The organism is Lactobacillus sp. A27, from assembly GCF_016742815.1.
Taxonomy (GTDB): Bacteria; Bacillota; Bacilli; order Lactobacillales; family Lactobacillaceae; genus Lactobacillus; species Lactobacillus gallinarum.
Genome location: NZ_JAEHNT010000012.1, coordinates 1 through 13,864, shown reverse-complemented (window position 1 = coordinate 13,864; position 13,864 = coordinate 1). Strand labels below are relative to the sequence as shown.

Annotated in this window: 12 protein-coding genes; 9 read left to right on the top strand and 3 right to left on the bottom strand. The window is 37.4% G+C overall.

The window, feature by feature from the left end; all coding sequences use genetic code 11:
* Positions 1–49: 49 nt before the first annotated feature.
* From JEM49_RS02135 to JEM49_RS02115, 5 genes are all read left to right on the top strand, one after another.
* Positions 50–1,111 carry a DUF871 domain-containing protein gene (locus JEM49_RS02135; protein WP_087176323.1) on the top strand — a complete coding sequence of 354 codons (1,062 nt, stop codon included), beginning with the start codon at positions 50–52 and terminating at the stop codon, positions 1,109–1,111.
* A gap of 9 nt (positions 1,112–1,120) precedes the next feature.
* Complete coding sequence (locus JEM49_RS02130) at positions 1,121–1,975, top strand: MurR/RpiR family transcriptional regulator (protein ID WP_201873424.1); 855 nt, start codon at positions 1,121–1,123, stop codon at positions 1,973–1,975.
* 132 nt (positions 1,976–2,107) lie between these two features.
* Complete coding sequence (gene galU / locus JEM49_RS02125; protein WP_207187897.1) at positions 2,108–2,983, top strand: UTP--glucose-1-phosphate uridylyltransferase GalU; 876 nt, start codon at positions 2,108–2,110, stop codon at positions 2,981–2,983.
* 13 nt (positions 2,984–2,996) lie between these two features.
* Positions 2,997–3,830, top strand: a complete 834-nt coding sequence (locus tag JEM49_RS02120) for a serine hydrolase (RefSeq protein ID WP_201873434.1) — start codon at positions 2,997–2,999, stop codon at positions 3,828–3,830.
* A gap of 316 nt (positions 3,831–4,146) precedes the next feature.
* Positions 4,147–4,710 (top strand): GNAT family N-acetyltransferase, encoded by a 564-nt coding sequence (locus JEM49_RS02115; protein ID WP_025006024.1) that lies wholly within the window; start codon positions 4,147–4,149, stop codon positions 4,708–4,710.
* Between the two features lie 37 nt (positions 4,711–4,747).
* Here the strand turns inward: JEM49_RS02115 and JEM49_RS02110 are convergent, their stop codons facing one another.
* Together JEM49_RS02110 and JEM49_RS02105 are read right to left on the bottom strand one after the other, a co-directional pair.
* Entirely contained in the window at positions 4,748–5,242 is a 495-nt protein-coding gene (locus tag JEM49_RS02110; RefSeq protein ID WP_087176326.1) for a transcriptional regulator, read from the bottom strand.
* A 472-nt stretch (positions 5,243–5,714) separates the two neighbouring features.
* Positions 5,715–6,563, bottom strand: coding sequence for an SEC10/PgrA surface exclusion domain-containing protein (locus JEM49_RS02105; RefSeq protein WP_201873423.1), 849 nt, complete (start codon positions 6,561–6,563; stop codon positions 5,715–5,717).
* 700 nt (positions 6,564–7,263) lie between these two features.
* Here JEM49_RS02105 and JEM49_RS02100 point away from each other — a divergent pair.
* The 4 genes from JEM49_RS02100 to JEM49_RS02085 all read left to right on the top strand — a co-directional run bounded on the left by JEM49_RS02100 (position 7,264) and on the right by JEM49_RS02085 (position 10,740).
* Complete coding sequence (locus JEM49_RS02100; RefSeq protein WP_087176328.1) at positions 7,264–8,601, top strand: family 4 glycosyl hydrolase; 1,338 nt, start codon at positions 7,264–7,266, stop codon at positions 8,599–8,601.
* 122 nt (positions 8,602–8,723) lie between these two features.
* A complete protein-coding gene (locus tag JEM49_RS02095) occupies positions 8,724–9,497 on the top strand; it encodes a MurR/RpiR family transcriptional regulator (protein WP_087176329.1) in 774 nt (257 codons plus the stop codon).
* Between the two features lie 11 nt (positions 9,498–9,508).
* On the top strand, positions 9,509–10,513 hold the full coding sequence (locus JEM49_RS02090; RefSeq protein WP_087176330.1) for an asparaginase: 1,005 nt from the start codon (positions 9,509–9,511) through the stop codon (positions 10,511–10,513).
* 89 nt (positions 10,514–10,602) lie between these two features.
* Positions 10,603–10,740: a hypothetical protein gene (locus JEM49_RS02085; RefSeq protein WP_087236253.1), complete on the top strand. Its 138-nt coding sequence runs from the start codon at positions 10,603–10,605 to the stop codon at positions 10,738–10,740.
* Between the two features lie 161 nt (positions 10,741–10,901).
* Here the strand turns inward: JEM49_RS02085 and JEM49_RS02080 are convergent, their stop codons facing one another.
* Positions 10,902–13,547 carry a calcium-translocating P-type ATPase, PMCA-type gene (locus JEM49_RS02080; RefSeq protein WP_201873422.1) on the bottom strand — a complete coding sequence of 882 codons (2,646 nt, stop codon included), beginning with the start codon at positions 13,545–13,547 and terminating at the stop codon, positions 10,902–10,904.
* Positions 13,548–13,864: the final 317 nt, after the last annotated feature.

The following is a 13,864-nucleotide window of genomic DNA, read 5'->3' as shown; positions in this document are numbered from 1 at the left end:
GCCAAAAAGTGATACGCTTTTTGGCTTTGTTTTTTAGAAAGAATAAGTTATGTTAGGATTCTCGCTTTATTTAAATGAAGATATTACCCCAGCGACTGAACAATATATCAATCATTTGAAGAAATATGGTTTTAATGGGATTTTTACCTCAGTACACATCCCTGAAGAAGATTCTCAGAAATATCGAGCAAGATTGCTTAGTTTGGGCAATTTAGCTAAGAAGAATAATTTAGATGTAATGGTTGATATCGATCAGGCTAGCTTAGAGAAATTGAATATTTCGTTGAGCAGCTTAGATTCTTTGAAAGAGCAAGGAATTACCGGACTAAGAATTGATGATCGATTGGCACCTGAACAGATAGCTGATTTATCACAGAAGATCGAAATTGGCATAAACGGCAGCACTTTTACAGAAGAAGAACTAAAGCAACTAGTTGCCTTTGATGCAAAAATGGAGAGTATACAAGCTTGGTTCAACTTTTATCCTTGCCCTGATACCGGAATTAGTCGTCAATTTTTAGCCGAGCAAACAAAAATGTTTAAGCATTACGGCATGAATGTTCAGGCATTTTTTGCTGGGGATGAAAATCTCCGTGGACCATTACATGAAGGTTTACCGACACTAGAATATCAGAGGTATTATGACCCTTTAGCTAGCATTCTAGAATTGAAAGAATTAGGAATCGATTTGCTTTATTTAGGTGATCCCGGCATTAGTGAACGGTCGCTTAACCAAATTAAAACCTATCAAGATGAAGATAGTCTTGTTCTTTATACAGAAAGAGCAGAAAATGCTTCTGAAGAAATGTACAATTATATCCTGGGAAAACATAATCAACGCCCTGATCCGGCTGAATATGTGGTACGTTGCGAGGATTCGCGAATGCACAGTGTGCCAATGATTACTCCAGAGAATACGATTTTAAGGGAAAAAGGAAGCATCACTTTAAATAATCATCTTTATCAGCGATACACAGGAGAAATTCAGTTGGTTAAAGATACGCTTCCTATGAATAAGAGAGTAAATGTAGTTGGAAGAGTTACCGACGGTTCTCTTCCTTTAGTAAATTTGATTCAGCCAAGTCAGGAGTTTTATTTATATGAAAAGTAGTGAATAACTATGCGAAACATTTTTTCGATAATCAATGGTAAGAAAGCGCAATTGCCTAAAAAAGAGCAACTTTTAGGGGAGTATATCATTGCTAATCCAGAAAGTGTTATTTCTTCCTCAATTCAAAAGCTTTCTAAAGATACCGGGATTAGTACTGCGACTATTGTGCGATTTTGCCGAGAGATTGGTACTAATGGCTTTGGCGATCTAAAGCTGCAGCTGGTTGCCGCCAGATCAAGTGCAAGCAATAATGATTATCATGAATTCGATGCAGGAGAAGGCATCGCTGCAATCAAGAATACAATGGCCGCTCGTTTTAAGAGCGTGATTGAAGCTACACAAGGTGGGCTGAATGATCCAAGTGTGGAAAAAGCTATTCAAAAAATCAACACTTCCGCTTCGATTCTAGTCTATGGAGCCGCTGCTTCTGGTCTAGTAGCCAATGACATGTGCCAAAAGTTTATGCGAATCGGCAAAAATATCAGCTATATGCCGGATTTTCACGTTACTTTAGCCAAGTTGGCCTCATTTACAGTAAACGATTTGTTAGTTTTGATTAGTAACGATGGTAAAACTACGGAAATTAGTGATTTGCTAAAAGTCGCTGATGAATTTGTCATCCCCACGCTTCTTTTAACGGCTAATCCGAGGGCATCAATTGCCAAAAAAGTAGATTTGGTTTTATTAACTCAAGATATTGGGGAGCCGGCCATTAGATCCGGAGCTACAACTTCTTTGATCAGCCAACTTTTTGTGGTGGATGTGCTTGTTTTCTCATATTTATCAACCCACACCGATGAAGTTCTCAAGAATTTGAAGAAGTCCAATCAGGCTACGGATATTCATAAAAATAAGAGAAAGTAGTTAAAGCAAGATTTAATTCATTTGCAAGTAAACGTACACCGTTAACATGTGCAAATATGACTTTAACAAATGACGAAAACTCATTATATTTTAGGCAATAATATAGCTATTTATATATTGGGGGATTAAATCATGAAAGTAAGAAAAGCGATTATCCCTGCAGCAGGATTAGGCACTAGATTTTTGCCTGCAACTAAGGCATTGCCTAAGGAAATGTTGCCAATTGTTGACAAGCCAACCATTCAATTCATAGTGGAAGAGGCAAAGGCATCCGGAATTCAAGATATCTTAATCGTAACTGGCAAAAATAAGCGTGCGATTGAAAACCACTTTGACTCTAACCCTGAATTAGAGCAAGACTTGGAAAAAACCGGTAAGTCAGGTTTATTGAAATTAACACAAGAAATTACTGACTTAGGCGTGAACTTGTACTATACTCGTCAGCCTCACCCAGCAGGTTTAGGGGATGCTATTTATCGTGCCCGTAGTTTCGTTGCTGGTGAACCATTCGTGATTATGCTTGGCGACGACTTGATGAAGGACAAGGTGCCTTTGACTAAGCAGTTAATTAACGATTACGACAAGACTCACGCATCAACCATTGCCGTTATGAAGGTACCACACAAAGAAGTCTCCAAGTACGGTGTAATCGCACCAGATGGCAATATCGCACCTGATTTATACAATGTTAAAAACTTTGTGGAGAAGCCAGCTGTAGACAAGGCTCCAAGTGACTTGGCAATAATCGGTCGTTACTTATTAACGCCTGAAATTTTCGACATTTTGGAACACCAAAAGCCAGGTCGTGGCGGCGAAATTCAATTAACTGACGCCATTGATACCATGAACAAGACTCAACGTGTATTTGCCCATGTATTTAAGGGCGAACGCTTTGATGTGGGTAATAAGGAAGGTTACCTTGAAACTTCTATTCAATATGGTTTAACTCACCCAGAGACACGCGATGCTCTTCGTAAGTACATCAAGGAATTAGGTAAGAAATTATAAAAATAAACAACGAATATGGCAGTATACAACGGTAGGCAACGCGAATTCCGCTTATTTAATTAATTCCGTGCAAAAGGAATTAACGGCAGGAATGATTATGCGGGCAGTGAGTGAGAACAAGCTTAGCTTAGATGATAAAGTAAATAAATTTTATCCCAATGTTCCAAATGGTCAGAATATTAGTGTGTTGAATTTGCTGGAGATGACTAGTGGCCTGGATCCTGCTGGTCCAATGGGAGATGCGCTGTATAATAATGACGATGCCAATGCGCAGAAGATGATTCAAGGCACGCATTATAATGAACAAAATTTTGGCAAGTGGAATTATCAAGACCTAGATTATATTTTACTTAGTCATATTTTGGAAAAGGTTAGCGGCCAAAGCTATGAGACGCTGTTTAACGATATGTATGTTTATCCGTTGAAATTAAAGCATACTGACTTTGTCTGGGCCGATCAGCAGAAGCTAAAAGAGATAGATTTTCTTTTTAATGGCCAAAATATTGATTTAAACGCGATGCATGGTTTGTTAGGTGCGGGTAGTGTTGCCATGTCGAATGATGATTTGTATAAGGTAAGTTTAGATTTACTAAATGGCAAGCTGCTATCTTCGCAAAATAAAGACATCATTTACGCTCCTGAAAATAATACTTCGCATTACCGCGGGGGTCTGTACACTAAAAATAACCATTACGAATCTAACGGTAATGGTTATGGCTATTGCAACTTTTTACGCATTTCTAAAGATGGGCAAAATGCAGTGATTTTGCAAAGTACAGATAGCAGTCGGTATGGCGATTTGAGTAATAGCGCTGATAAAATTTATGCGGCTTTATTTGGAAAATAAGATTAAAACCAAAAGCGAGGACTACCATTGTAATCCTCGTCTTTTTGTATCCAAGACACGAATCAAACGCCTTTTACGCATGACTCCTGGCTTGATGGGTGTCTTTAGATGTGTGGTATTTTATATTTTCATTGAAGGAAAACCAATCAATTTCAGTATTTGATATCACAACAACACCTCATTTCTAAAATATATATTAAAGTAAGCGCTTACTTTATCTACTTATAATATACCATATAAGTTTCAAAAATGATAGTTTTTGTTTTAACGAAAATTAGGCTTATACTTATAGTAAAAAGCATGAAAGGGAAGAATAATGATTAGAAGAGCGAGAAAAACAGATTTTCCATTTGTATATCCAATTTTGAAGCAGATTTTTGATGAAATGCAGATGGAGACGATTGAAAAGTTACCAGAGGATCAATTTTATAGTTTAATGAAATTAGGTTTTATCTCAGAGGATTACCGCTACTCATACCGCCGTATCTGGGTAAGTGAGAAAGCGGGTAAAGTAGTCGGTATTCTTGATATGTACCCATACAAGGATCAAAAGATTATTGATATAGTCTTGCGTCATGATTATGCAAAAACAGGCTTGCCAATCTCAACGGTGATCTTTTCAGATCAAGAAGCTTGGCCACATGAATGGTATATTGATGCCTTAGCGGTTGATCCTGATCATTGGGGAGAAAAGATTGCTAGTCACTTGCTTGATGAAGCTGAAAAAGTTGCGGCTAAGCAAGGCTATCATATTTTGAGTTTAAATGTTGATCAAGAAAATCCACGTGCGCAACGATTATATGAGCACAAGGGCTATCAAACTGAAAAGACAATGACAATTGGGGATCGGACATACGATCACATGATTAAACGCATATAATAAAAAATACTGCCAGCTATGAGCTAGCAGCATTTTTTTATTTAGGCAGAATGATTTCTACATCAGTGTAAACGTCAAGGACTTGAGCATCGCAGCCGTGATCGATCCAATTAGTGATGTGGGCAAGAAGAACGTTAGTCATGCTCTTAATATGTTTATTGGAATAATCGCTATTGAAAAGGTGCTTTTGCATCTCTGTAAAAAGTGTGCGATTAATTTGAGTGCAGATATGATTAGTGTGCTTTTTTCGAGTTAGACGATAAATGTTAGTGTAGAAAAGACGATCATTGCCAATTTGTCTAAGAAAGGCGAAGACCAATTGATTCGATTGGCAATCACCATATTCACGGAAATGGTTTCTAATTTCTGCTTGAATACTTTTACAAAATAAATCGGTTAATCCAGTATAAGTATTATAAAAGACGCCGCGGCTCATGCCAGTAGCCTTGCAAAATTGGGTAACAGAGTATTTGGTAATAATACCTCTAGTTAATTCCTCGCGTAAAATCTCGTAAGTTGTATGTTTTCTCATTCCATTCATCCCTTTCAATGACAACTCCAAGTAAGTTCAAAGATTTTGTTTAAATTTTATTTTTATAAAATATACCAAGCCTACATAAATATAGCAATAGCCATTTTTGATAATAATTGGTTTATGGCTTGATGTAAGCATAGTTCAAGCAGGTTATATATAAATAGATATTTCAAAAAAATTTTTATAAAATAAAAAAACAAAAACTAGAATTTAAAACTTATAATTGCTGAAGGTGCTTGAAACGTTGATATAACAACATTCTTGCTGAAAATACGATGAGAATAGGCTTTTAAGTACTTACTTTTAATTATTAATCTTGCCTAATATAGAACACAAAAAGGTCAAATTGTCTGAAAACCAGAGCAATTTGGCCTTTTTAAGTAAATTAAAAGAGTTCAAACAGGTGACTAAACCTTTTTGAACTCTTGGATTAGGAAACTTTATTAAGTTTTAAACTACAACGTCAATATTAACGATTAAATTTCTTGTAGTTTTGGATGTAACGCTTAGCAACGCCCATCATGTGAACACTAATTTTGCTTGAATCGCCTCTTAAACCACTGAAGCTAATGCCAAAGTATTTAGTCTTAGCATCGTAGTGCTCAGTACGACAACCAAGCAAGTCGCCAGCGTGTTCCCATTCAGTGTATCTTGAAGAATCATTCATTTGACTGTATGAGCCATAGAAACCACCGAAAAGCATTTGCTTAACGTTGAAGTAAATTTGGTTCTTCAATGCTGACATGGTACGCATATTAGTGTGGTAAGTTGAAGAAATAGGTAAGCCTGCTTCGTCTTCGTAGACTTGACCTACTCTTGAGTTAAGGCCAGAAGCCTTAGCTGCACGCTCGATACCAGGTACATAGTGGTCTGCATCCCAACAAGACTTGTTGTGTGAGTAGTATTGTTCAGCTACACGATCTGCAAAGTGCAAAGCACCAGCCTTGTAAGTCCAAGACTTCTTGCCAAGTTGATGACGAGCAGAGTTAATCAAGCTTAAAGTGTACTTACTCAATTCAACCTTTTGGCTGTGGCTTAAGTTAGTTACGTTAACTAAAGTATCGTCAGAACCAGCACCACTGTCTGTGTTTTCTATCATGCCTTTCTTTGAGGCATTGATTAAAGCCTTGCTTGCTCTACCAGTTTGGTTCCATTTAATAATGGCACTCTTAGTATAACCAGAAGGCAAAGTAATAGAAGCAGCTTCAACAGTTGAATTTGCTGCAGTCTCTACATTATTGTTTAAAGCGGTAATAGTGCCACCAGCTAAAGCAGCGGCAATACTAATGATTGATAAAAGTTTAACATTCTTTCTCATTTTCCTAATCCCCTATTTATTAAAAAGTTATTCTCTATCAAAAATTCCCAAAAATATGAAAATTCAAAGCTCAAGAAGTAGTCAATTTCTTGAGTCCCGCTATAAGTCTCTTCAAGTAATAGACTAACAGGAATAAAACCAAAGTCTATATGTGAAAATATTTAATAACAAAAGACAATAATATACGTATATATATATAGAGGGGGATAGCGCTAGAAACGCTGGTAGAATGCTGCTTGAGGGCGATGAGGATATTAAGTTGCACACTTATTAAATAATGTAAAAAAAGTTTTTAAAAAATAAGAATATATAATTTTTTATATTAATATAACCTTAGTTATATTAATATAGTAGTATTTTTTAAAAGAGCAAATGCCATTATATCGGGGATTAAAGACAATTTTGTGTAAATAGTGCAGGTTTATATAGTAGAAAAATAAAATAAATAAAAATTGATATTTTTAAGCTTGTTATGATAACAAGTACATATAAGATATAATTTGATAGAAAAACCATATTGGTATGGCAATGCAAAGCTTGAAATATATTTCGAGATCTGAAATGAAGCTCAAGTCCTGAAACAAAGTCTTAAGCTAATGAAAACGGATACAAACTAGAAGAAAAATGTTATAAATATATGCGTAAGGTAATTAAACAATTCGAAAAGATATCAACTTACTAAAAAGGAGAATAAAGAACTATGGATGGTAAGAAATATTCAGTAGTTATTGCCGGTGGTGGTAGTACTTTTACACCAGGATTTGTACTCGACTTAATCAAGAGCCAAGACAAGTTCCCAATGAGACAATTGAAGTTCTACGATAACGATGCAGAACGTCAAAAGAAGATTGGTGAAGCTGTTAAGATCATCATGAAGGAAAGAGCTCCACAAATTAAGTTCTCATACACCACTGATCCTAAGGAAGCCTTTACTGACGTTGACTTCGTAATGGGTTCAATTCGTGTTGGTAAATACCACATGAGAAGTTTAGATGAAAAGATTCCATTAAAATATGGCGTAAACGGTCAAGAAACTACAGGACCCGGAGGTATGGCTTACGGTCTTCGTTCAATTCCTGCAATCATTCAAATTATTGACTGGATGCAAGAATACTCACCAAACGCTTGGATGATCAACTACTCCAACACTATTGCGATTGTTGCTGAAGCTTGCCGTCGTCTTCGTCCAAATGCAAAAATTATCAACATTTGTGATATGCCTATTGATGACATGGACAGAATGGCAGCTATCTGCGGTCTTGACAGCTGGCACGACATTGACTTCAACTACTACGGCTTGAACCACTTCGGCTGGTGGAAAGAAGTTAGAAACAAGAAGACCGGCGAAGACTTAATGCCTAAGCTTAAGGAATACGTCAAGGATCACGGCTACTGGGTAGGCGGCGACTACGACAAGGATACTGAAGCTTCATGGGAAGCAACATTCAAGAAGGTTGCTGACGACTACAAGATGGATCCAGAAACCTTGCCAAACAACTACATGCAATACTACTACTTCCCACAATATGAAGTAGCAAACGCCGATCCAAAGCACACTCGTACTGATGAAATTCGTGAACACCGTCAAAAGATTGTCTTCGGTGAATGTGAAAGAATCGTTAAGGCAGGTACTGCTAAGAATAATATTTGGGACATTTCAGGTTTGCACTCAGAATATATCGTAGATATTATTCACGCTATTGCCTACAACACTCACGAGAAGTTCTTAGCTAACTGCGAAAACAACGGTGCTATTTCAAACATGGATCCAGATTCAATCGTTGAAGTTCCAGCATTGTTTGGTGCTGATGGTATTCAACCAATGGCAACTGGTAAGGCTGGCCGCTTCCAAAGAGGTTTGATGATGGAACAACAAACCTGTGAAAAATTGGTTGTTGATGCCTATGTTGAGCATTCATACCAAAAGATGCTTCAAGCCTTTGCTTTGAACAAGACTGTTCCAGATGCTTCTGTAGCCAAGAAGATCTTGGATGACATGATTCCAGTTAACGCTCCATATTGGCCAGAACTTAAATAACAATTTTAAAAGTCATAACAAATAAGAAAAAGGTAACTATTCTATAATTGAATAGCTACCTTTTTTGTGCTGATCATGATATTCTGAACTTGATATAAAGTTATGGCAGAAAGGACATAGAAATGGATTTAGAAACAGCAGTAATGAAGAAAAAAGAAAGCTTCAATGATACTGATAAGGCAATAGTCAGTTATTTGCTCAAGTATCCCAAGGAAGCTAGTAAGTTGAGCTTAATGGAATTAGCGCAGAAATTATATGTTTCTAAATCTGCTATTTTTCGTTTGAGTAAAAAATTAGGCTTGAGCGGTTTTAGTGAACTTAAATTTGAATTGTCTGAATTGATTGCGAGAAAAGAGCAATATGCTAAGCATGCACAAGAATTGCAATTTGACGATAATCTGCAGAAAATAATCAATGACACCTTTAAATATTTTAAGGGATTGAATTTGCATAACTTATGTGCGGATTTAGATCAAGCAGGAACTATCTATATTTATTCGACGGGATGGCAACAGCAGATTATTGCGGAGTATTTGGCTCATTCTTTTTACTTAATAGGTAAAAACGCAATTATTTTACCAGGTGCGCGTGATGAAGTTTCAATGCTGGGTCAAGCTGCCAAAGAAAATGATATGTTGTTTGTAATTTCATTTGGTGGTTTTAATAAGACAATTATTGAGGAATTGAAGAAAATCGATGTTATTAATAATAAGTTAAAGCTAGTTTCTTTAACAAGCTGGCAGCCGGGAAAATTAGCTTCTCTTAGTGATTACAGCTTCTTTTTCAAGACTACGCCATTTCAGTTTAGTAAAAAGGTCGTGACTTTCAGTTCAGCCTATGTTCTAATTGATCTAATCATTAATGAATATGCAAAACGGCGTAAATTGCAAAGGTAGAGGAAATAAAGATGGAAAAAAAGAAGTTATTATTGCTTTCAACTGGTGGGACGATTGCATCAGTTGCATCTAATGCAGGGTTAGTACCTAAAGAAACTGGCGAAGAATTGATTAAAATGCTGGGTAAATTACCGTATGATATCGACGTTCACGATATTTTGCAGCTCGACTCTTCTAATATTCAACCAGAAGAATGGAAATTTATTGCGGAAAATGTTTATAAATATCGTAATGACTATGATGGAATCGTGGTTTCACACGGTACCGATACAATGGCTTATACTGCTTCAATGTTAGCATTTATGTTGAAGAATATTAATATTCCAGTGGTTTTAACTGGAAGCCAGGTACCTATCAATGTTGTTTTAAGTGACGCCCACGATAATTTGCGTTTAGCTTTTGCGGCAGCAGCTACTTGTCCACCTGATATTTATTTAGCTTTCCATAATAAAATTATGTTGGGCTGCAGAGCCGTTAAGGTTAGAACGACTAACTTTGATGCTTTTGAAAGTGTTAACGTTCCGCCTGTTGCAACCGTTTCTTCAGATGGCTTGGTCTTCAATCCTGATTACACACCCAAGAAAAAAACGGGTGAAACTTGCTTGAATACCAAGATTGACTCCAATGTTTCTTTAGTTAAATTGTTCCCAGGCTTTGATCCTAACTTGCTTTTTGCGATGGTAGATAGTGGCTGCCAAGGAATTGTTATTGAAGCCTATGGCTTAGGTGGGATGAACTTTATTCGCCGTAACATGGTGGCCGCAATTGGTAAGTTGATCAGACAGGGCATCCCTGTAATTGCCAGCAGCCAATGTTTATATGAACGTAGTGACCTAACTAAGTATGAAGTAGGACGCGAAGCCTTGCTAGAAGGTGCGATCAGTGCGTGCGACATGACTTCTGAGAGTGCCATTACCAAGTTGATGTGGGCACTAGGCCAGGACATGAACGTCCATGAAGTGGCAGATTTCTTTAATACAGATGTGGCCGGGGAAGTAACTCTTAAGACTAACTAAAGAATGTTACAATTTAGTTAAATGTAAGCGCAGACAATACTAATAGATCGATACTTTTTGTATAATATAGCCAAAAGGAGTGCACACATATGAAAAGTAAACTATTAGAAAAAGTCTGGCTTACTTTAGCGGCATTAGGAATTGGGGTATCTCTTTTTGCTAATAATTCAAATCAGCTGATTGAGTCTAATGCGCAAACATTTTCTAGTGCAATCGTTAAAAAGTAAACTATGAAAAGACTAAGCCAATCTTGCATACTTGTAAGCAAGTCTTAAAGCTGCGTAAAGAACATGAGCGTTTAACGCCAGAGCAAGACAGCTTACTTAAAGATATTGAAGAATTAAATTAAGCGTATGAAAAAAGGATCCTACATAAGGATCCTTTATTTTTATTCTTCAATTAATTGGTTTTTGTTTGAATTAGTTCTTAGCTTCTTAAATCCTTTGAAAATTTCAACTTGTACAATTGAAAGCAAGGATAAGGCGATGACAACTAACCATTGACCAGCTGAAAGATTAGTAATGTAGAATACTTTTCGTAAAGTTGGAACAAATAGGATCAAGCCCATGAAAAATGCGGAAACAATGAATGAAAATACCAACCACATATTCATACCGGTAGCTCTCTTCCAGATAGGATCGGTGTTAGAGTGCTGGTTAAAGGCTCTCAACATTTGTGATAAAGCCAATACGCTGAAGGCCATTGTTTGACCAGTGATTGGATTATCAATGCTTGCACCAATGAAGTAAGCAATTAAAGTCATCAGCGCAACGAAGATTCCCTGAGTAACCACGCGCCACACAAGATCTTTTTCAAAAAGAGTACCTGGATTTACGGGCTTATGTTTCATAATGTTTTTGCTTGCAGGGTCAACGCCTAAAGCAAGAGCAGGTAGAGTAGCAGTGGCTAAGTTTACCCACAGGATATGCACAGCTAATAATGGTGCATCCCAGTTAAATAATGTCGCAACAAACAAAGTAGTAATTTCAGCAATATTGCCAACTAACAAGAATTGGATTACTTTTTGAATGTTACGGTAAACGCGACGACCTTCTTTGATTGCGTAAGCAATAGTAGTAAAACTGTCATCTAAAAGTACCATATCAGCCACGTCTTTGGCTACGTCGGTACCGGTAACACCCATGGCTATACCGATATCGGCAGCCTTTAAAGCAGGTGAGTCGTTAACACCATCACCAGTCATTGCCGTTACTTCACCGTTACGCTTCAAGCTTTGAATAATTCTTAACTTATCGGTAGGTGAAACGCGGGCAAAGACAGTCGTCTTTTTAACCGCTTGATCAAGTTCGTCGTCAGACATTTGATCAAGTTCAATGCCAGATATAGCCAAGTCACCGTTTTGGTAAATATTAAGCTTCTTAGCAATAGCTAAAGCAGTAATCTTGTGGTCACCAGTAATCATAATGGTTCTAATGCCGGCCTGACGACAAGTCTTAACCGATTCCGCCACTTCTTCACGAGGTGGGTCGATCATACCGCTGATACCAATGAAAGTTAAATTATTTTCTAAATTGGTTCCTTCACTTGGTAAGTTATCCACAACTCTTGTGGCAAAACCTAGTACGCGTAATGCCTCGTTAGACATGTTTTGCATCAAGTTCAAGATTCGTTTTTTATCATTAGTCGTAATTGGACGAACGCCATTATCAGTCATGATGTGATTACATAACGGTAACATTTCGTCTACTGCACCCTTAGTAAAGGAAACATATTGACCATTAATTTCATGCAAGGTGGTCATTCGTTTTCTATCTGAATCAAATGGTTGTTCAAATAGACGTGGGTGAGCCTTTTTTAATTCTGTTTGGTTGAAGCCTAATTTTTTAGCAAAGGGAATTAAAGCAACCTCGGTAGGATCACCGATCGCCTCGTTATCCTTCAAGCTGGCGTCGTTACAAAGGGCACCAGCATAGGCTAACGCTTGGTAAACCTTATTAGGTTTAATATCTTTAACATCAATTTCATTGAAGTCGCCAGCAGCTGTTTTAGTAACTGTCATCTTATTTAAAGTTAAAGTACCGGTTTTATCGGAACAAATGACAGTAGCGTTACCCAAGGTTTCCACAGCTGGTAATTTCTTAATCAAAGCATTCTTTTTTACCATGCGCTTAACGCCAAGGGCCATCACAATTGTAGCTGTGGCAGGCAAACCTTCAGGAATAATGGAGATTGCTAACGAAATAGCGATTAAAAATTGGGGTAAAAGTGGTTTTGGGTACATTGCACCAATGATAAATACCAAGATGCAGACAAAAATACCAATGATTGTTAAAACTTTACCAACGCTAGTTAATTTACGTTTTAATGGCGTTTCAATTTCAGTTTGATCTTCTAGCATGCCGGCAATGGCACCCATTTCGGTGTTCATACCTGTAGTGGTCACGACACCTAGTCCGCGTCCGTAGGTAACAATTGAAGAGCTGAAAGCCATATTGATGCGGTCACCAAGACTGCAGTCTTTAGCCAAAACAGTATCTGCATCTTTTTCCACAGGGACAGATTCACCTGTGAGGGATGCTTCCTGAATCTTTAAGTTAGCTGATTCGAGAAGACGCATGTCTGCTGGAACCATGTCACCGTCGTGCAAGTTGACAATATCACCAACTACTAATTCTTTAGCGGGGATTAGTTGCTCCTTGCCGGCGCGAATAACATGAGCCATGGGAGCACTCATATCCCGCAAAGCAGCTAAGGATGATTGAGCTTTCTTTTCCTGCACAATACCAATAATAGTATTTATGACCACGATCATAGCAATGATGATCGCTTCAGTATATTCATGAAAAAGAGCTGAAAAGAAGGCTGCGCCGATTAGAATCATGATCATTGGATCAATGATTTGCTCTTTGATCATTTGCAAGGTGGTTTTAGGAGGCTTAGCAGCAAGTTCGTTTAAACCATCTTTTTGACGTATTCGAACTGCGTCATCGCTTAAGCCAGCTTCTGATGTATTTGTCTCTGTTAGTACCTCAGACTGAGTAACAGCCCAAGGCTTTTGTATGTGATTATCCATAAAGGACATATCACTCCTTTCGTCAAAAATAAAATAGAGAATGGCCTTTAACAAAGCCATTCCCCATTTGAGAAACTTCTTCAGTTTTCATTTGTGTATTGGCAGCGTCATTGGCGCCTCTCAATATATAAATCGTTATAAGAAATAATATCAGTAAAGTGACGCGGTGTCAATAAGCGATAAATATTATTTTTTGGTTATCATTAGTAAAGAAAAAGTTGATTTTTTTAATCAAAAACGCCCGAAAATCCCCGTATTTTAATGCGGGGATGGATAGGGCCAAGCTGACCTAGCAGTCAGCTTTTTTTATTCTAAAA

What these genes read in the sequence shown, in the direction of transcription:
- JEM49_RS02105 (WP_201873423.1), bottom strand. Translation starts at nt 6,563, where the DNA reads ATGAGAAAGAATGTTAAACTTTTATCAATCATTAGTATTGCCGCTGCT.
- JEM49_RS02085 (WP_087236253.1), top strand. Translation starts at nt 10,603, where the DNA reads ATGAAAAGTAAACTATTAGAAAAAGTCTGGCTTACTTTAGCGGCATTA.
- galU (WP_207187897.1), top strand. Translation starts at nt 2,108, where the DNA reads ATGAAAGTAAGAAAAGCGATTATCCCTGCAGCAGGATTAGGCACTAGA.
- JEM49_RS02110 (WP_087176326.1), bottom strand. Translation starts at nt 5,242, where the DNA reads ATGAGAAAACATACAACTTACGAGATTTTACGCGAGGAATTAACTAGA.
- JEM49_RS02080 (WP_201873422.1), bottom strand. Translation starts at nt 13,547, where the DNA reads ATGGATAATCACATACAAAAGCCTTGGGCTGTTACTCAGTCTGAGGTA.
- JEM49_RS02135 (WP_087176323.1), top strand. Translation starts at nt 50, where the DNA reads ATGTTAGGATTCTCGCTTTATTTAAATGAAGATATTACCCCAGCGACT.
- JEM49_RS02095 (WP_087176329.1), top strand. Translation starts at nt 8,724, where the DNA reads ATGGATTTAGAAACAGCAGTAATGAAGAAAAAAGAAAGCTTCAATGAT.
- JEM49_RS02115 (WP_025006024.1), top strand. Translation starts at nt 4,147, where the DNA reads ATGATTAGAAGAGCGAGAAAAACAGATTTTCCATTTGTATATCCAATT.
- JEM49_RS02100 (WP_087176328.1), top strand. Translation starts at nt 7,264, where the DNA reads ATGGATGGTAAGAAATATTCAGTAGTTATTGCCGGTGGTGGTAGTACT.
- JEM49_RS02130 (WP_201873424.1), top strand. Translation starts at nt 1,121, where the DNA reads ATGCGAAACATTTTTTCGATAATCAATGGTAAGAAAGCGCAATTGCCT.
- JEM49_RS02090 (WP_087176330.1), top strand. Translation starts at nt 9,509, where the DNA reads ATGGAAAAAAAGAAGTTATTATTGCTTTCAACTGGTGGGACGATTGCA.